16 protein-coding genes are annotated in these 18491 nt (G+C 70.1%); 6 read left to right on the top strand and 10 right to left on the bottom strand.

Annotated elements, in window-relative coordinates; translation table 11 throughout:
- The first annotated feature begins 22 nt into the window (after window positions 1-22).
- A complete protein-coding gene (locus EG812_RS04185; RefSeq protein ID WP_126710786.1) occupies window positions 23-1144 on the top strand; it encodes a carboxypeptidase-like regulatory domain-containing protein in 1122 nt (373 codons plus the stop codon).
- Window positions 1145-1152: 8 nt separating this feature from the next.
- On the opposite strand, the gene bla is transcribed toward EG812_RS04185, so the two are convergent.
- Window positions 1153-2082 (bottom strand): class A beta-lactamase, encoded by a 930-nt coding sequence (bla, locus tag EG812_RS04180; protein ID WP_233579372.1) that lies wholly within the window; start codon window positions 2080-2082, stop codon window positions 1153-1155.
- Window positions 2083-2120: 38 nt separating this feature from the next.
- A complete protein-coding gene (locus EG812_RS04175; protein ID WP_126710785.1) occupies window positions 2121-2612 on the bottom strand; it encodes an FBP domain-containing protein in 492 nt (163 codons plus the stop codon).
- Window positions 2613-2688: 76 nt separating this feature from the next.
- On the opposite strand from EG812_RS04175, the gene EG812_RS04170 reads away from it, so the two are divergent.
- Window positions 2689-3261: a TetR/AcrR family transcriptional regulator gene (locus tag EG812_RS04170; RefSeq protein ID WP_126710784.1), complete on the top strand. Its 573-nt coding sequence runs from the start codon at window positions 2689-2691 to the stop codon at window positions 3259-3261.
- A 7-nt stretch (window positions 3262-3268) separates the two neighbouring features.
- Here EG812_RS04170 and EG812_RS04165 read toward each other — a convergent pair whose 3' ends face one another.
- Genes EG812_RS04165 through EG812_RS04155 form a run of 3 tightly spaced genes read right to left on the bottom strand, consistent with a single transcriptional unit; the run spans window position 3269 to window position 6631 of the window.
- On the bottom strand, window positions 3269-5035 hold the full coding sequence (locus tag EG812_RS04165) for a CotH kinase family protein (RefSeq protein WP_126710783.1): 1767 nt from the start codon (window positions 5033-5035) through the stop codon (window positions 3269-3271).
- Window positions 5035-5709 (bottom strand): DUF4956 domain-containing protein, encoded by a 675-nt coding sequence (locus EG812_RS04160; RefSeq protein ID WP_102656383.1) that lies wholly within the window; start codon window positions 5707-5709, stop codon window positions 5035-5037. The genes EG812_RS04165 and EG812_RS04160 overlap by 1 nt, the downstream gene beginning before the upstream one ends.
- Before the next feature lie 4 nt (window positions 5710-5713).
- Window positions 5714-6631, bottom strand: coding sequence for a polyphosphate polymerase domain-containing protein (locus EG812_RS04155; RefSeq protein ID WP_126710782.1), 918 nt, complete (start codon window positions 6629-6631; stop codon window positions 5714-5716).
- Between the two features lie 227 nt (window positions 6632-6858).
- Here EG812_RS04155 and EG812_RS04150 point away from each other — a divergent pair, with 227 nt between their 5' ends.
- The 3 genes from EG812_RS04150 to EG812_RS04140 are packed head-to-tail and all read left to right on the top strand — an operon-like array spanning window position 6859 to window position 8488.
- Entirely contained in the window at window positions 6859-7287 is a 429-nt protein-coding gene (locus tag EG812_RS04150; RefSeq protein WP_102656381.1) for a hypothetical protein, read from the top strand.
- Window positions 7281-7514: a helix-turn-helix transcriptional regulator gene (locus tag EG812_RS04145; protein ID WP_013734402.1), complete on the top strand. Its 234-nt coding sequence runs from the start codon at window positions 7281-7283 to the stop codon at window positions 7512-7514. Before EG812_RS04150 ends, EG812_RS04145 begins: the two co-directional genes overlap by 7 nt.
- Window positions 7511-8488, top strand: a complete 978-nt coding sequence (locus tag EG812_RS04140; RefSeq protein WP_126710781.1) for an NAD(P)-dependent alcohol dehydrogenase — start codon at window positions 7511-7513, stop codon at window positions 8486-8488. Before EG812_RS04145 ends, EG812_RS04140 begins: the two co-directional genes overlap by 4 nt.
- 77 nt (window positions 8489-8565) lie before the next feature.
- Here EG812_RS04140 and argG read toward each other — a convergent pair whose 3' ends face one another.
- The gene (gene argG, locus EG812_RS04135; protein ID WP_013734404.1) at window positions 8566-10017 is read right to left on the bottom strand and encodes an argininosuccinate synthase; all 1452 of its coding nucleotides are present in this window, start codon (window positions 10015-10017) and stop codon (window positions 8566-8568) included.
- Between the two features lie 179 nt (window positions 10018-10196).
- Between argG and EG812_RS04130 the strand changes: the two genes are divergently transcribed.
- Window positions 10197-11195: a sulfite exporter TauE/SafE family protein gene (locus tag EG812_RS04130; RefSeq protein WP_126710780.1), complete on the top strand. Its 999-nt coding sequence runs from the start codon at window positions 10197-10199 to the stop codon at window positions 11193-11195.
- Window positions 11196-11312: 117 nt separating this feature from the next.
- Here the strand turns inward: EG812_RS04130 and EG812_RS04125 are convergent, their stop codons facing one another.
- The 4 genes from EG812_RS04125 to glgX all read right to left on the bottom strand — a co-directional run bounded on the left by EG812_RS04125 (window position 11313) and on the right by glgX (window position 18225).
- Window positions 11313-11900 carry a hemerythrin domain-containing protein gene (locus EG812_RS04125; protein WP_126710779.1) on the bottom strand — a complete coding sequence of 196 codons (588 nt, stop codon included), beginning with the start codon at window positions 11898-11900 and terminating at the stop codon, window positions 11313-11315.
- 176 nt (window positions 11901-12076) lie between these two features.
- Complete coding sequence (treZ, locus tag EG812_RS04120; RefSeq protein WP_126710778.1) at window positions 12077-13798, bottom strand: malto-oligosyltrehalose trehalohydrolase; 1722 nt, start codon at window positions 13796-13798, stop codon at window positions 12077-12079.
- A gap of 16 nt (window positions 13799-13814) precedes the next feature.
- Window positions 13815-16106: a malto-oligosyltrehalose synthase gene (treY, locus tag EG812_RS04115; protein ID WP_126710777.1), complete on the bottom strand. Its 2292-nt coding sequence runs from the start codon at window positions 16104-16106 to the stop codon at window positions 13815-13817.
- A gap of 1 nt (window position 16107) precedes the next feature.
- Window positions 16108-18225 carry a glycogen debranching protein GlgX gene (gene glgX / locus EG812_RS04110; RefSeq protein WP_126710776.1) on the bottom strand — a complete coding sequence of 706 codons (2118 nt, stop codon included), beginning with the start codon at window positions 18223-18225 and terminating at the stop codon, window positions 16108-16110.
- Between the last annotated feature and the right edge of the window lie 266 nt (window positions 18226-18491).

Genomic DNA, 18491 nt, shown 5'->3' with positions numbered 1-18491 from the left:
GCCGGGTCGAGAGGATCCGCCGATGTCGCTGTCACGTCCCGCCGTCGCGTTCACCGCCCTCGCGCTCCTCATCGGGCTCGGCCATCCGCTGCCCGCCGCCGCCACCCAACCGGCCAGCGCCGTCCCCGGCGGCCAACCTGCCAGTGCCCTCCCCGGCAGCCGACCTGCCAGTGCCGGCCTCGGCGGTCAACATGTCACCGCCGGGAAACCCGGCACGGCCGGCACCGGCGAGGTGCGTACCGTCGTCCGGGACGCCGTCACCGGCGCCGCCGTGCGGGCCTGCCTCAACCTGGTTCCCGCCGACCGTGACCCGCTCACCGTCGTGAGCCTGGGCGAGGTGCAGCAGGGCCGGTCCGGCGGCTGCTCCGACCTCGACGGCGGCCCGGTGGTCAGCACTGACGTGGCACCTGGCCGCTACCACCTGCTGGCCCGCCCCTACGACAGCGTCCGGTACGGCGCGCAGTGGGTCGGCCCGCACGGCGGCACGGGTCAGCGGGAGCGGGCGGCGATCATCCACGTGCGACCGGGCCGGGTCGTCACCACACCCCGGGTACGCCTCGACCCGCCCGGCACGGTGACCGGCCGAGTGACCCGGGTCGCGGACGGCACCCCGGTGTCCGCTGCCGCCGTACTGCTGCTGCCGGAGATCCAGCACCCCAAGTACGGCAGTCAGGGCGTGCTCACCGACGACGACGGCCGCTACACGATGACCGGCCTCGGGCCGTACCGTTGGCCGTTGTACTTCAGCGGTTACGGGCTGGCCAGCCAGTGGTCCGGGGCGACCGCCGACCGGCTGCGGGCCACCACGGTGCGGGTACGCGCCGGTGCCACCGTCACCGCCGATACGGCCCTCACCGCCGGCACGGTGGTCAGCGGCACGATCACCACCGCCGAGATGCCGTTCTACTCGCAGGTCGTCGCCTTCCACGCGCGCACCGGCGAGGTGGTGGGTGTGGCCGACGCCGCCGAGAACTACCTGCTGCGGCTGCTGCCCGGGCAACGGGTGCTGCTGCGCTGCGACTGCGCGTACACGCCGAGCCGCTGGTATCCGAACGCCGCCGGCATCGACGACGCCCGGACACTGCGGGTGCGCAACTCGCCGGTCACCGCGCACTTCGACCTGACCGGCCCCGCCGCGCCCTGATCCGCGTCTCAGCGCAGGGCGTTCAGGGTGAGTTCGGCGGCACGGGCGAGAAGGGCGTCGTCCGTGCCGGCGTCCTCGGCGTCCCGGCTGGAGAGCACGGCCAGCACGATGGGCTCCCGGTCCGGCGGCCAGATCACCGCGATGTCGTTGCGGGTGCCGTAGCCACCGGAGCCGGTCTTGTCGCCGACCACCCAGCCGTCGGGCGTGCCGGCCCGGATCACCTTCTCCCCGGTGGTGTTGCGCTTGAGCCAGTCGACAAGCACGTCCCGGTCCTCGGTGGTGAGCGCGTCGTCGACCGCGTACGCCCGCAGCGAGGTGGCCAGCGCGCGGGGCGTGCTGGTGTCGCGGACGTCGCCCGGGGTGGCCGCGTTGAGGGCCGTCTCGATCCGCGCCGGCTCGGTGACGTCGTCGCCGATGTCGCGCAGTGCCTGCTTGAAGCCGGCCGGACCGCCGAGGCGGTCGAAGAGCAGGTTGCCGGCGGTGTTGTCGCTGTAGCGCACCGCCGCGTCGGCGATCGCGCGCAGCGTCATGCCGGTCGCCACGTGCTGCTCGGTGATCGGCGAGTAGGTGACCAGGTCGTCGCGGGAGTAGCGGACGACCTGGTCCAGTTCCTCGGCGGTGGTCGCCCTCAGCACCGCGGCGGCGGCCAGGGCCTTGAACGTCGAGGCGTACGCGAAGCGCTCGTCGGCCCGGTGCTCGATCGTGCGGCCGGTGCCGGTGTCGACGGCGTACACGCCGAGGCGGGCGTCGAACTCCTGCTCCAGTGGGCCGAAGTCGACGGCGACCGGCGCGGAGGACGGAGTGCCCGGCGGGGTGGCCGACGAGGTGTCCGGTGACGCGGGCGCGGCCGGGGTGTCGGTCGAGCAGGCGGTGAGCAGCGCAGCCGTCACCGCGGCGGCGAGCACACCGGCACGGGTACGGCGGGTGGTGCTGAACAAGATCGCATCCTTCCAGTCGGCAGGTGACGACGAACCGGTCAGTTCATCACCTTCGCTATGAAGCCTGCCAAATTGGTGGTGGTACGGGCAATTTTCTCGTCCAGGCTGATCGTCTCGTGCAGCCGCGCGCCGGCCCCGGCGTCCTTCTTGCCGCGCAGGTAGAGCGAGCAGGACAGGTCGCTGCACAGGTAGGTGCCCACCGAACTGCCGTCCCGGCCGGCTCGGCCGGCCCTGGGGGCGACGAGCAGGCTGACCCCGGCCTCCGGGGAGGTCAGGCAGATCGAGCACATGTTGCGGCTGCCCCGCCCGGCCGCCGCGCTCGGGCGGCGCAGGACCAGCGCCGTCGGGCGGCCCGCCTGCTCGGTGACCAGATAGGCGCGGTCCTCCGCCTTCGGGTCACGCCAGCCCAGATAATCCAGGTCGGCCCAGGGCCGGGTGGCCAGGTCGCGTGGCACGAACAGGCGATTCGCCTCCCCCTTGCTGCAGTTGACGAAAGCGGCACGGATCTCTGACTCGGTCAGTACTTCCATAACGCCATGGTATTTTTCCTAAAGACTTTAGGCAAAGTCATTAAGAGTGTCATGACACACGGACCCTGGAGGGAACATGGCACGGCTGGGACTGACCCCGCAGCGCCTGGCGGCCGAAGGTGCGGAGCTGGCCGACGAGGTCGGCTTCGACCAGGTCACCGCCTCCGCGCTGGCGCAGCGCTGCGGCGTCAAGGTGGCCAGCCTGTACGCGCACATCCGCAGCACCCAGGACCTCAAGGTGCGCATCGCGCTGTTCGCGCTGAACGAGCTGGCCGACCGAGCCACCGAGGCCGTGGCCGGCCGGGCCGGCAAGGACGCCCTGGTCGCGCTCGGCGACGTCTACCGCGACTACGCCCGCGAACACCCCGGCCGGTACGCCGCCAGTCAACTGCGACTCGACCCGGCGACGGCGGCGGGCAGCGCCGGGCCCCGGCACTCCCAACTGGCCCGCGCGGTCCTGCGCGGCTACCGGCTGGGCGAGCCGGAGCAGACCCATGCGGTACGCCTGCTCGGCAGCGTGTTCCACGGCTTCGCCAGCCTGGACCTGGGTGGCGCGTTCAGCCACAGCGTTCCCGACAGCGAGGAATCCTGGTCGTGGACGCTCAACGCCCTCGACACGCTGCTGTCGTCCCGGTCGACAAGCGGCTGACCCTGACTCAGCTGCGGGTGATCACCTCGTTGGTGGCGAGGCTCGCGGTGCGCTGCTCGATCAGGGTACGCAGGCGCTGCGCGTCGCCGGTGGCGGCCGACGCGTCGTATCCGTCCACGGTGGCCAGCACCCCGCTGATCGCGTCCACCGCGGCCAACGCCGCACCGTCGCCGTAGACCCGCTGATAGAGGTCGCGGTACGTGTCCTCGTACAGCTGGGTGAACTTCTCGCTGGCCAGGAAGCGTTCCTTGAGCTTGTGGCCGCCACCCCCAGGGCCGGCACCGCCCGGACCGCCATTGCCAGGGCCGACACCGCCGGGACCGCCATTGCCAGGGCCAGCACCGCCGGGACCGCCATTGCCAGGGCCAGCACCGCCAGGGCCGGCACCGCCCGCGTTGCCCCGGCCACCGCCGAGCCGGCCCTGCTCGTGCGGGCCCTGCTCGGCGCTGCCGCTGAAGGTCAGGTTGTGGTCCCAGCCGATCACCGTGAATCGTTTCGCACCCAGGTCGTACCAGAGGTAGTAGTTGCGACCAGGACCGGACATGTCGTCGAAGTTGAGCAGCAGGTTCTGCCAGGCCACGTACCTGGCGAAGGACGTCACGTCGAGCCGGTCGGCGAGCTGGGTGTCGAACTCGGCGTCGCTGGCCGTGTCGACCCACCTGATCAGGTCGATGACCGGTTGCAGGTCCTGGCTGCCCTTCATCGTGATCTGCTTGAAGTCGTCGGCGTACGCGGTCTGGTCGTCGCCCTGGTCGGCGAACTCGCTGGTGGCCAGCGCCTTGTAGAGCACCCCCGCGGTGTCGAAGTCCTCGGCGAAGTGCTCGTCGGGATGCTCCACGACCAGCCGGGCGGTGGTCGGCCGGTCGTTGACCGTGAAGCTGGTGTACGCGTACTCCTGGGCCACCTCGCCGGCGGCGGCGAGCAGGTTGAGGGTGACCGCCTCGTTGAGCACGGTGGTCCCGCCGCCCATCCCGGCGACGCGCACCGCGATCTCGCGGTGGCCCTGGTACCGGCGGCCCTCGACGTACTCGTCGAAGCGGATCAGCCAGGGCAAGGTCTCCGGCTCCTCGGCTCGCAACGACGTCCGCGAAAGCCCGCCGGGCGCGACCTGGCCACCGGGCCCAGCCTGACCATCGGGACCAGCCTGACCACCAGGCCCGACCTGACCATCCGGCCCAGCCTGGCCATCGGGCGCGGTCTGCCCGCCGGGCGGGACCTGAGCACCACCCGGCGGGCCCTGAACACCACCCGGCGGGCCGAACTGACCCGGCCCGGCCTGGCCGCCTGGCCAGCCGGGGCCGCGCGGTCCGTTCTGGCCGCCCGGCCAGCGTTGACCATCCGTTCCTCCTGGGCCCTCGGGGCCGTCCGGGCCGCCGCCGCGCTGTGAGGTCTGGCCGTTGCGGGTCAGGCTGCGCAGGGTCGAGTTGCCCTTGAGTCGGATGCCGACGCTGGGGATGGCGGTGCCGTCGATGACCAGGTCGGCCTCCAGGTACTCCTTCTCCCCCTCGGCGTAGAAGGCGTCCAGCATGCGTTCGTAGTCGGCGTCGCGGAAGACCAGCTCGATGCGGTGCGCCACGGTCTCGTCGAAGAGGTCGACGGTGCCGGCGATGTCTTGGGTGACCAGGTCACCGCCGCTACTGCTGGTGCTTGTCACGTACGGGCGGATCGGCACCGAGCTGAGCGTCACGGCGAGCACCAGCGCGAACGCGAGGCAGCCTGCCAGGAACTTCCAGTAGTGCCGGATCCGGACCGGAATCCGGTGCTTCCAGCGCATCACAGATCCGTCTGGTCGTAGCCGGTCAGCACGGTCACCCGCTGGCCGCCGGTCCGCTCGGCCAGCGCGTTGATCAGGTCGGCGGGCTCGGTGCCCTTCTTCAACCGCACCGTGTACATGATCTCGGTGAGCGCGCCGCCCCGGATGGTCTCCATGCTGACCAGTTCGAATTCGCTGGTGAAGCGGATCAGGACGTCCTGGATGTGATCGGTGTGGCTGCCGGGCGGCACCTGCACCTTGACCACCTGACGCTGGACGTTCGAGGCGAACCAGTTGAAGCGGTACATCAACACGATGATCAGGCTGATCGTCACGGCGGCGACCACCGCCAGCAGGTAGAAGCGGGTGCCACAGGCCATGCCCACGCCCATCACCAGGAAGATGAACCCGACGTCACGGGTCTCCTTGATGGCGTTGCGGAACCGCACCACCGACAGGGCACCGACCAGGGCGAAGGCGCGGGCGATGTTGGAGCCGACGACGAGCATGATCAGCGAAATGAGCATGCCGAGGATGACAAGTGTCTGCACGTACGACTGGCTGTACGACACGTTGCGGTGGGTGAACCGGTAGACCCAGCCGATCATGGCGCTGAGCAGGAACGACAGCGACAGGGCCAGGGCGATGTCGCCGACACTGAAGGTGCCGGACAGATCCTGGAACTCGAACGGCATGGGTTCAGACCTCACTTTTCAACGGACTGCCGGCGGCAGCCGGGTCGGCGTCGTCGGGGACGTGGAAGAGGGAGCGCGGGGCGCGACCGAACGCCTCGACGCTCTGGCAGTACTTCGACATGCGGACGATTGACAGGTTCGTCCGGGCGGCCAGGTCGGTCAGCCAGTACGGCACCCGCTCGTTGGCCTTGATCTCCAGCACGGAGAACGTGGCCGGCACGATGAGCCGGTTCTCGGCGTCCGCGCCGAGGTGGAAGTCGCGGTCCCGGCCGCGTACCCGGTGGTCGAGGGTGACCCGCAGGCCGAGGTCGGCGTCCCGGCCGATGAACGCCTCGCGCTGGTAGCCGGTCATCGCCACCGGCCGCAGGTCCAGGCCGCAGAGCAGTTCCAGCACCTCGTCGAGGAAGGCGCGCTGCTCCGGGGTGTGCTCGACCAACTGTCGCCGGTCGCACAGGTCACGGGCCAGGTGGTAGGGCAACGCCACCCGCCGTTTCTGGGTGACCCGGTTGACCCGCTGCTTGATCTCGACGTGCACGATGCTGTCGTCGGTGACCGTGGACGCCTCGCCGTAGTGCCGCACCCGCAGCTTGCGGCGGAACTTCAGCCCTTCGATCTTCTCCCAGTAGAAGCGCAACTCAGCGGTGTCGTAGTAGACGCTCCACACGCCGTACCCGGTGTCGCCGCCGTGACTGTCGCGGTCCATCCGGGCGGCGAAGTGCTCGCGCAACGCCGGGACGTCGCCGGTCGGCACCAGATACTTGATCTCGTACCGGTTGAAGGCGTGCAACCTGCTCGGCGCCCGCAGCGCATGCCCGCCCCGGTCGTCACCGGTCTCCGGCCCGATTTGCGGGGTCGACTGTGGCCGGGAGGACGACTGCGGGTCTGGGGCCTGGGACGCAGCCCGGCGGAGCCACGAACGCATACGACATGGCCGATCTCTGTGACGACGGGGACCAGCACATCCAAGCGGGCGAGGCTATGAATCAGCTTTGCGTTCCGGGTGAGCCAGCGGTGAACCGCCATCACCGGGCCCCCGCACCGCGGTCCCGCCCGCCGACGCACCCTCGGCTATGTAAAGTTTTCTAGACATGGTGTCAAGAAGGCCTTACCCTGATGGTGTCAAAGATTCTTTACCTCGGGGAGGTCGTCGTGACGCACGAGGAGAAACGCGCGTGGATCATGCTGGTGGTCAGCGTGATCGCGTACGCCGGTTATGTGGCGGTCGTGCTGGGCCGGCACGACGGCGGGCCGCTCACCGCGGTGCCCTACGTCGGCGCGCTGCTGTGGACGGTGGGCGGGGCCATGGTCGCGAGCATGCTGGCCGAGATCGGGATGGGGATGGCCAGTCCGCGGGCCTCGCGGGTCAAGGATGACCGCGACCGGGAGATCGGGCGCCTCGGCGACCACGTCGGCCACGCGTTCGTGGTCATCGGCGCGGTGTCGGCGTTGCTCATGGCGATGGCCGAGTGGGACTGGTTCTGGATCGCCAACGTCATCTACCTCTGCTTCGTCCTGTCGGCCGTGATCGGCTCCCTGGCGAAGGTGATCGTCTACCGCAGGGGCGTTCCGCAGTGGTGAAACCGACACGCGTCACCAACAACATCCGGGCGTTGCGCTTCGCCCACGACGAGATGACCCAGGCCGATCTCGCCGAGCGGGTCGGAGTGACCCGGCAGACAGTGATCGCCATCGAGCAGGGCCGCTACTCCCCCTCCCTGGAGATGGCGTTCCGGATCGCCCGGGTGTTCGGCGTACGGCTCGACGACGTGTTCCAGTACCCCGACACCGAGGAGGTGGCACCGTGAGGGCCATCGTTCAGGACAGCTACGGCCCGGCCGACGTACTGCGGCTGGGCGAGGTCGACCGGCCCCGCGTCGGCGACGACGAGGTGCTCGTGCAGGTACGCGCGGCGGCGGTGGACCCCGGAGTCTGGATCTTCATGGTCGGTCAGCCCTACCTGGTGCGCCTGGCCAGCGGGCTGCGCCGACCCCGGGTGGCGGTACGCGGCCGGGACCTGGCCGGCGTGGTGGCCGAGGTCGGCGCCCGGGTCACCCGGTTCCGCCCGGGCGACGAGGTGTTCGGCACCTGCCTGCGCGGGTCGTACGCCGAGTTCGCCAGCACCTCTGCGCGGCGGTTGGCCCACAAGCCGGCGAACCTGTCCTTCGCCCAGGCCGCCGCGGCCCCGGTCTCCGGATTGACGGCGTTGCGCGCCGTACGTGACAGCGGCGCGGTGCGGCCGGGGCAGCGGGTCATGGTGATCGGAGCCTCCGGCGGCGTCGGATCACAGGCGGTGCAGATCGCCAAGGCGTACGGCGCCACCGTCACCGGCGTCTGCTCCCCCGCCAAGGCCGACCTCGTCCGCTCCCTCGGCGTCGACGACGTGCTCGACTACACCCGCGAGGAGGTCGACCGGGACGGCCCGGTGTACGACGTCATCATCGACACCGGCGGCGACCGCCCGCTGTCGTTGATGCGCCGTGCGCTCACCCCACGCGGCACCCTGGCCCTGGTCGGTGGCACGTACACCCGGGGTGGGCTGCTCGGCGGGTACGGCCGGCAGATGTTCGGCGCACCGCTGCTGTCCCTGTTCGTCGGCCATCGCCTGCGCAACGTCAGTGCCGTGGAGCGCAGCGAGGACCTCGACGAACTGCGCGAGCTCATCGCCTCGGGCGCACTCACCCCGCCGATCGACCGCTGCTATCCGCTGGCCGAGGCGGCCGACGCCCTCCGCCATCTGCGCACCGGGCACCCGGCGGGCAAGATCGTGGTCACCATCTGACGGTCTCGTCCACCGACGACTTCACCGGTCAGCCGCGACAGGGCTGACCGGTGACGAGTCGGTCCCGGCGACGACGGTCAGTCGACGCCGAACTCCATGGCGGCCCGGTCGAGGGCCTCGTCCTCCGCCGGGGCCACGCCCCGGGAGGCGATCGCCTCGGCGCCACCCTGCGGCATCGCGCCGATCAGCCCGGTCGAGGCCGCCTGCGCGGCGCCGACCATCCGCTGCGGCGATCCGCCGCCGACCATGCCGAGGTTCGCGTACTGCTCCAACTTGGCCCGCGAGTCGGCGATGTCCAGGTTACGCATGGTGAGCTGACCGATGCGGTCCTGCGGACCGAACGCCGAATCCTCGGTACGCTCCATCGACAGCTTGTCCGGGTGGTAGCTGAAGGACGGGCCGGTGGTGTCCAGGATCGAGTAGTCCTCGCCCCGGCGCAGCCGCAGCGTCACCTCACCGGTGATCGCCGTACCGACCCACCGCTGCAACGACTCGCGCAGCATCAGCGCCTGCGGGTCCAGCCAGCGGCCCTCGTACATCAGCCGACCCAGGCGACGACCCTCGTTGTGGTAGTTGGCCAGGGTGTCCTCGTTGTGGATGGCGTTGACCAGCCGCTCGTACGCGGCGTGCAGCAGCGCCATGCCGGGGGCCTCGTAGATGCCGCGGCTCTTGGCCTCGATGATCCGGTTCTCGATCTGGTCGGACATGCCCAGCCCGTGCCGGCCGCCGATGGCGTTGGCCTCCAGCACCAGGTCGACCGCGCTGGCGAACTCCTTGCCGTTGATCGTCACCGGGCGGCCCTGGTCGAAGCCGATGGTGACGTCCTCGGTGGGGATCTCCACCGACAGGTCCCAGAACCGGACGCCCATGATCGGGTTGACCGTCTCGATGCCGGTGTCCAGGTGTTCCAGGGTCTTCGCCTCGTGCGTGGCGCCCCAGATGTTGGCGTCGGTGGAGTACGCCTTCTCGGTGCTGTCCCGGTACGGCAGGTCGCGTTCCAGCAGCCACTCCGACATCTCCTTGCGCCCGCCGAGCTCGGTGACGAAGTCGGCGTCCAGCCACGGCTTGTAGATGCGCAGCTGCGGGTTGGCCAGCAGGCCGTAGCGGTAGAACCGTTCGATGTCGTTGCCCTTGAAGGTGGAGCCGTCACCCCAGATCTGAACGTCGTCCTCGACCATGGCCCGCACCAGCAGCGTCCCGGTGACCGCCCGGCCCAGCGGAGTGGTGTTGAAGTAGGCCCGCCCGCCCGAACGGATGTGGAAGGCGCCGCAGGTCAGCGCCGCCAGCCCCTCCTCGACCAGGGCGGCACGGCAGTCGACCAGCCGGGCCAGTTCGGCGCCGTAGTTGAGGGCGCGGCCGGGCACGGAGGCGATGTCGGGCTCGTCGTACTGGCCGATGTCGGCCGTGTAGGCGCAGGGAATCGCGCCCTTGTCGCGCATCCACGCGACCGCGACCGAGGTGTCGAGGCCGCCGGAGAAGGCGATGCCGACACGTTCACCGATGGGCAGGGAGGTCAGAACCTTGGACACAAGGAAGAGTATGCACGACGGCGCATACCCATGCAAGCCGGGGTGGGTGGTGTCACCGATTCGACGGACCTGCGCCATCGACCTTCCCGGCAGGACATAGCGCAATCCAAGAGAACGGCACGCTCGAATAATCCAGCATCATCAATTCCTCACCCTCTGTGATGCTGAGGAGTCTTTCCGTGACACAGGCCGAACGCCGTACCCGCCCTCCGCAGGCCGCCGACAAGATCCAGCTACCGTCCGACTCCCGCGCCACCTCCCTGTTCGCTCCCGGAGACGTCCCCCGCCGACGCGGGTTGATCATCCTGCTCAGCCTGCTGGGCGGGTTCCTGCTCACCGTCGTCTGGTCCGCCGAATTCGTCGATTCGACAATCGGCGACAACGTCGCCAACACCCTGCTGGGCCACGACGCGAAGGAAACGCCGATCAGCGGGGCGGTGGCGGGCGTGATCTTCGCGTTCGTCTCCGGGGTCGCCGGCACCTTCACCGCCTGCAACATCGCCGCCTTCGGCGCTCTCGCTCCCCTGACCGGCACGGCCGACAGCCGGATGAGCCGCTTCCTGGCACCGCTGCGTCCACTCGGCTGGATGGCGGTCGGCATGATCGCGGTCTCCGCCCTCTACGGTGCGATCGTCGGCCTGGTCGGCACCGCAATGCCGCAGTTCTCCACCGCGCCGAACGTGCCCGGCTCACTGTCACCGCGCAGCATCCAGTCCATGGTCGTCTACGGCATCATCGGCCTGGTCATGATCTACCTGGGACTTGCCGCGTTGAAGGTGGTGCCGGACCCGTTCGCCCGGATCTCGCAGCGCTACCCGAACGCCCCGCTTGTCTTCATGGGCGCGCTCATCGCCGGCTTCCTGATCGGACGGCCGTTCCCGCTGTTCCGGCAGATGTTCCGCGACGCCGCCGAGAGCGGCAACCCGCTGTACGGCGCGGCCGCGTTCACCCTCCAGTCGATCGGCAACATCGTGATCATGGCGATCATGTTCCTGCTGCTGAGCTGGTTCGTCGGCAGCCGACTCCAGCGCTGGTTCGCCGCCAAGCCGAGCCGGCTGGCCGCCACCATCGCGGTGGCGTTCATCATCGCGGGTGCCTTCATGTTCCTCTACTGGGACGTCCGCCTGCTCGCCCGCCGGGAGATCATCCCCTGGTACCCGGTGGCTCCCTGGGTCTAGCCACCTGGCCACCCCCATGATCACGCTCGATCCCGGATCGAGTGGCCTCACCTCCGTAGGGATGCCACTCGATCCGGGATCGAGGACGACCGTGCCCCCGCACACCCGACCCTCAGGTCACCTGCCGTGCGACTGATGCTCGCTGTCGTGGGACTGGCGCCAGTCACGGACCGCGTCCCGCATCCGGTCGAAGACCGCCACCGGCGGCCCGAGCAGCATGTTGCTCACCGGCGACTCACCCGCGGCCGGATGCGGCCGGGTGGGCGAGATCGCCTCTGCGGCCCGTACGGCACCGGCCATCTGACGCAGCCGCTGCGGATCGGTGTCGCGCCGCAACTGCGGAAACTCCTCCTGCTCCTCGTGCCGCGCATGCTCCAGCACCGCCTGCTCGAACGCGGCGAACCGGGCGTCGAACCCCGGCGCCGAGGTACCCATGTCGTACAGCTCGGAGAGTTCGCGCTTGGCCTCACTCTCCTCCCGCAGCCGCGCGTCGACCACCGCGTCCCCCGCGTCGGCCCGCGCCGCCGGATGCACCACCTGCTCCTCGGCGCTCTCGTGCACGGCCAGCAGGCGTACGAGATCCTGGAAGGCCTGCTGCTTGGCCTCCCCCTCGCTCTCCCTGACCTCCGCGAACAGCGACCTGATCTGCTCGTGCTGGTCGACGAGCAGATCAATGACATCCTGGTCCGGCTTCGTCACGGTCATCATCAACCTCCGCTTGTCGAACTCGTCCTTGTCGTCACCCCTACCCGACCTGGACGAGCCCACACGCGGTCATGGTCACGCTCGATGTGGGATCGAGTGATCTCAGCGCGGCGTCAAGCGACTCGATCCCACATCGAGCACGATCTTGTGGAGCGCTACGTGTCCTCGGCGAGGTTTCACAGTGCCACGATGGCTGCGGTTTCCGCTGGTAGGTCGATGCGGTCGCGGGTCACCGTGACCCCCTCCCCCGTCGCCAGCAGCACCCGTCGCGCCACCCCCGGCAGGGTCACCCGCTGCGGCTTGCCGGCGAGGTTCGCCGCTACCAGGCACCCACCGCGCCGCATCACCAGGAACCGGTCGCCGTGGCGCACCTCGACCGCGAACAGGTGCGGATCCGACAGCTCCGGCCGCGACTTCCGCAACGCGATCAACCGCCGGTAGAAGTCGTACATCGCCCGGTGTTCGGGTTTGTCCAGCTCAGCCCAGTCCAACCGGGAGCGTACGAAGGTCTGCCGGTCCTGCGGGTCCGGCACCGCCTCGGCGGACCAGCCGTGAGTGGCGAACTCCTGACGGCGGCCCAACACCACGGCAGCGGCCAACTCGGGTTCGGGATGCGAGGTGAAGTACTGCCAGGGTGTGCTGGCCGCCCATTCCTCCCCCATGAACAGCATCGGGGTGAAGGGCGAGGCCATCAGCAGCACCGCGCCGACCCGGAGTATGGCGGGCGACAGCGACGCCGAGAGGCGATCACCGACCGCACGGTTGCCGATCTGGTCGTGATTCTGCAGGTAAGCCACGAAGCGGTGCCCGGGGGTACGCGGGTCGACCGGGCGGCCGTGTTGGCGGTTGCGGAAGCTGGACCAGGTGCCGGTGTGGAAGAAGGCGCCGGTCAGCACCTCGGCGAGGCATTCCATGGTGCCGAAGTCGCCGTAGTAGCCCTGCCGTTCGCCGGTGAGCAGGGTGTGCAGGGCGTGGTGGGCGTCGTCGTTCCACTGGGCCTGCAGGCCGTAGCCACCGGCCTCGCGTGGGCTGATCAGCCGGGGGTCGTTGAGGTCGGATTCGGCGATCAGCGACAGCGGCCGGCCCAGGTGCACCGACAGACTCTCGACCTCGACGGCGATCTCCTCCAGCAGATGCACCGCGCGGGTGTCGGGCATGGCGTGCACGGCGTCCAGGCGCAGGCCGTCGACGTGGTAGTCGCGCAGCCACATCAGCACGCTGTCGAGGATGAAGCGGCGTACCCCGTCGGAGTGCGGGCCGTCGAGGTTGACGGCCTGCCCCCAGGGGGTGGTGCGGTCGCTGAGGTACGGCGCGAAGCGCGGCGCGTAGGCCCCGGAGGGCCCGAAATGGTTGTAGACGACGTCGAGGATCACCCCCAGACCTTTGGCGTGGGCCGCGTCGACGAGCCGTTTCAGCCCGTCCGGGCCGCCGTACGGTTCGTGCGGGGCGAACCAGCAGACGCCGTCGTACCCCCAGTTGTGTTCGCCGTTGAAGGCGTTGACCGGCAGCAGCTCGATCATGTCGACGCCGAGGTCGACCAGGTGGTCGAGTTTGTCGATCGCGGCGTCGAAGGTGCCTTCGGGGGTGAAGGTGCCGACGTGCAGTTCGTAGAGGATGCTGCCGGGCAGTTGCCGGCCGGTCCAGGGGCCGTCGGTCCAGGCGAAGGCCGAGTGGTCGTAGACGCGGCTGACGCCGTGCACCCCGAACGGCTGCCAGAGGGAGCGGGGGTCGGGCAACGCCTGGTTGTCGTCGTCCAGCAGGTAGGCGTAGTCGGAGCCGGCGTCGGGGACCTCGACGCGCCACCAGCCGCCCCGGCCGGCTCTCATCTCGTGGTCGGCGTCGGGCAGGCGCAGCCGTACCCGTTTCGCCTCGGGCGCCCAGACCGTGAATTCGGACATGACGCAGCCTCCCGGGTCAGGTGGTGGGCACCAGCAGAGCGACGGGATATGTGGCCAACAGGTCCGCGAGTCGGACCCGTCCATCACTGTAGACCCGACCGGTGAACAGGCACGACATCTGATTAACGGGCAATGACAGGGTGGTGTCGCGCCAGCCGCCCTCGGCGGCCAGCCGCAGTGGCAGCCGGGTGGCCACCGCGACCGCGCCACCCCGGTCGAGGGCGACGGCGTGGCGGGCGGCCGGGCCGTGCACCAGCATCGGCTGGTAGTCGCCGAACAGCTCCGGACGGTCCCGGCGGGCCCGCAGGGTGCGCGACACCACCAGCAGCTTGGCCGCGCCGGTGTCGTCCACCGCCGGCCGCCAGCCGGCGTCGAGCCGGGCCAGCAGTTCCCGGCGTACGCCGAAGTCGACCGGGCGGCGGTTGTCCGGATCGACCAGGGAGTTGTCCCACAGCTCGGTGCCCTGGTAGGTGTCCGGCACGCCGGGCATGGCGAGTTGGATCAGCTTCTGACCCAGCGAGTTGGACCAGCCGGCCGGGGTGATCTCGGCGGCGAAGGCGGCCAGCTCGCCACTGACGGCCGGGTCGTCGTACATGGCGTCGACGAGGGCGTGCATGGCCTGCTCGAAGGCCGGGTCGGGGTCGGTCCAACGGGTCGAGACCGCGGCCTCCCGGGCGGCTTTCTCGGCGTACGCGTGCAGACGCTCACGCTCGACGGGCCACGCGCCGACGGCGGTCTGCCACAGCAGGTGGGCCAGGGCGGCGTCGGGCAGCGGCACGGCCGCCATCCAGCCGGTGACCAGCTGCGCCCAGCGCTGTGGCAGCTCGGCGAGGACGGCGAGGCGGGCCCGGACGTCCTCGCCGCGTTTGGTGTCGTGGGTCGACAGGGTGGTCATGCTTGTCGGCCAGCGGTCGTGCCGGGCGACGGCGAAGCGGTGGAACCGGCCGGGCAGGGTGCCGAAGTGGGTGGGGCTGCCCCCGACCTCGTTGAGGGCGACGAACCGACTCCACCGGTAGTAGGCGGTGTCCTCCACCCCCTTGGCCATCACCGCGCCGGTGAACTGGGGGAAGCGGCGGGCCAGTTCGTCGTCGGGGTCGCGCAGCCGCCGGGTGACCGCGTCCAGCGCGCCGGTCAGGTCGGTGCGGCGGCGGCCGGCTTCGGCGCGGGCGTTGGCCAGGTGGCGTACCCCGTCGGGCGGGTAGCCGCGGTAGACCGGGAACGCGGCGGCCAACTCGGCCAGGGCGGCGCGGGCGGCGTCGGGGTCCACCTCGGGGGCGAGGGCGGCCAGGCGGGTCAGCTCGGCGGCCAGCAGTCGGGTGGCGGCGCCGAGTTTGGTGTCGTGGGTCAGGTCGGCCCAGGAGGTGGCCCGGCCGGTCAGCCGGGTGTCCAGGGCGGTGAAGTCGGCTTCGGCGTCACCGTCGACGAAGAGTCCGCAGACCGCCGCGAGGGCGTCGTAGCCGGTGGTGCCGTCGACCGGCCAGGCCGGCAGTTCCTCGCCGTACTCCAGGATCTTTTCCACGATCAGCCACGTGTCGGGGGCGGCGTCGCGTAGCCGGGCCAGGTAGCCGGCCGGGTCGCGCAGCCCGTCGGGGTGGTCGACCCGGATGCCGTCGACCTCGCCGTTCGCCGCCCAGGCCAGGATCAGCTCGTGGGTGGCGGCGAACACCGCCGGATCCTCCACCCGCAGCCCGGCCAGGCTGGATACGGCGAAGAACCGGCGGTACGTCAGCTCGGCGTCGCCGCGCCGCCAGCAGACCAGTTCGTAGTGTTGCCGGTCGTGCACCTCGCGGGGGCTGCCGTCGCCGGTGCCGTCGGCGATCGGGAACCGGTGCTCGTGGTAGCGCAGTTCCCCGTCGACGATGGTGAGGGCGTCCAGCGCGTCGGGGCTCTCGGCGAGCACCGGCAGCCGCAGCCGGCCCCGCGCCCAGTCGATGTCGAACCAGTTCGCGTACGCCGAATCTCGCCCCCGACGCAGCACGTCCCACCAGGCCGGGTTGGCGGCCGGTACGGCGACCCCGGCGTGGTTGGGCACGATGTCCACGACCAGCCCGAGCCCGACGGACCGCAGCGCCCGCAGCAGCCGTTGCCGAGCGGGCTCGCCGCCGAGTTCCGGGTTGACCTGACGGTGGTCGACCACGTCGTAGCCGTGCGTGCTGCCCGGTGCGGCGGTCAGCAGCGGCGCGCTGTAGAGGTGGGTGACGCCGAGGTCGGCGAGGTAGCCGGCGAGGCCGGCGGTGGCGTCCAGGTCGAAGTCGGGGCGCACCTGCACCCGGTAGGTGGCGCCGACCGGTCCAGCGGTGTCGGTCATGTCAGGCGACCCTCTCCAGCACCACCAGGGACCGGTCCGGTACGCAGACCGTGCCGCCGGCCTCGACGGTGGTGCCCTTGTCCTGGTCAGGTTCGGCGGTGCTGATCACCAACTCCCACCGCTGGCCGAACTCGGCGGGCGGTGGGGTGAAGTCCAGTGGTGCGTCGTGGGCGTTGAAGCAGAGCCAGAAGGAGGTGTCGTGGTGGCGTTGGCCGTACTGGCCGCGTTCGCGGATGCCGTCGCCGTTGACGAACAGCGCCACCGAGCGGCCGAAGTCGTTGCCCCAGTCCTCGCCGGTCATCTCCCGCCCGTCGGGGGTGTACCAGGCCAGGTCGGGCAGGGGTTCGTCGACCTCGCGGCCGCGGACCGGCAGGCCGGTGAAGAAGCGGCGGCGTTGGAACACCTGGTGTCGGCGGCGGAAGGCGACCAGCCGGCGGGTGAAGTCGAGCAGGTCGTGGTCGACGTTGTCCCAGTCGATCCAGGCCAGTTCGCTGTCCTGGCAGTAGGCGTTGTTGTTGCCGCGCTGGGTGCGGCCCAGCTCGTCGCCGTGGCCGATCATCGGTACGCCCTGGGAGAGCAGCAGGGTGGCGATGAAGTTGCGCTGCTGCCTGGCGCGCAGGGCCAGCACACCGGGGTCGTCGGTGTCGCCCTCGACGCCGCAGTTCCAGGACCGGTTGTGGCTCTCCCCGTCCCGGTTGTCCTCGCCGTTGGCCTCGTTGTGCTTGTCGTTGTACGACACCAGGTCGGTCAGGGTGAACCCGTCGTGGCAGGTGACGAAGTTGATGCTGTGGAAGGGGCGACGCCCGTCGTCCTGGTACAGGTCGGCGGAGCCGCAGATGCGGGAGGCGAACTCGGCGAGGGTGGCCGGTTCGCCGCGCCAGAAGTCACGGACGGTGTCGCGGTACTTGCCGTTCCACTCGGTCCACTGCGGCGGGAAGTTGCCCACCTGGTAGCCGCCGGGGCCGACGTCCCACGGCTCGGCGATCAGCTTGACCCGGCTGACCACCGGGTCCTGCTGGACCACCTCGAAGAAGGTGGAGAGCCGGTCCACCTCGTAGAACTCGCGGGCGAGGGTGGCGGCAAGGTCGAAGCGGAACCCGTCGACGTGCATCTCGGTGACCCAGTACCGCAACGAATCCATGATCAGTTGCAGCGAGTGCGGGTTGCGCACGTTGAGGCTGTTGCCGGTGCCGGTGTAGTCGACGTAGTACTGCCGGTTCTCTTCCGACAGGCGGTAGTAGCTGGGGTTGTCGACGCCCTTGAAGCTCAGCGTCGGGCCGAGGTGGTTGCCCTCGGCGGTGTGGTTGTAGACCACGTCGAGGATGACCTCGATGCCGGCGGCGTGCAGCGCCTTGACCATGCCCCGGAACTCCTGCACCTGCTGCCCCAGGTGGCCGAGGGCGGAGTAGCCGTGGTGCGGGGCGAAGAAGCCGATGGTGTTGTAGCCCCAGTAGTTACGCAGCCCCAGGTCGGCCAGGCGGTGGTCGTGGACGAACTCGTGGACCGGCATCAGCTCGATGGCGGTGATGCCGAGCCGGGTCAGGTGGTCGATCATCGGGGGCGAGGCAATGCCCGCGTACGTGCCACGCAGCTCCTCGGGGATGCCGGGCAGCCGCATGGTCAGCCCGCGTACGTGTGCCTCGTAGATGACCGAGCGGTGGTACGGGGTGCGCGGCGGCGCGTCGTTGCCCCAGTCGAAGTACGGGTTCACCACCACCGACTTCGGCATGAACGGCGCCGAGTCGGTCTCGCTCATCCGGCCCGGGTCGCCGAGGGTGTAGTCGTAGACCGCCGGATCCCATCGCACGTCGGAGTCGATCGCCTTGGCGTACGGGTCGATCAGCAGCTTGTGCGGGTTGCAGCGCAACCCGTTCGCCGGGTCGTACGGGCCGTGCACCCGGTAGCCGTACCGCTGTCCCGGTCCGATCCCCGGGATGTAGACGTGCCAGACGTACGCGTCGACCTCGCGCAACTCGACCCGGCGTTCATGGCCGACGTCCCACTCGTCGAAGAGGCAGAGCTCGATGCGCTCGGCCACCTCGGAGAAGATCGCGAAATTGGTGCCCATCCCGTCGTACGTCGCCCCGAGGGGGAACCGCTCGCCCGGCCAGACCTGCATGTCGCTCCTTCGGCAAGAATCATGAGCGCGCCCGCATCATGAGCGCACCGTCCGGGTGGCCGGGCGGATGCGCGCGGCGGTAATGCCCCGCACGGTCCGCCACCAATCCATCCGATCGGATGAATGCCTGGTATCCGCCCGACTGACCTCGAGTGAATTCGTACGTGCCGTCAGTCACTGTGACCGTCCTCAAGGTGCGGAATCGGCCGGGATGACGTTTCCTTGTTGCGGGCAGACGTCCATGCGCCGGTGATCGTCCCGATCCG

It is taken from the genome of Verrucosispora sp. FIM060022 (assembly GCF_003977705.1).
GTDB lineage: Bacteria > Actinomycetota > Actinomycetes > Mycobacteriales > Micromonosporaceae > Micromonospora > Micromonospora gifhornensis.
The sequence above is the reverse complement of the archived record's forward strand: the minus strand, read 5'-3'. Positions and strand labels throughout refer to the sequence as shown.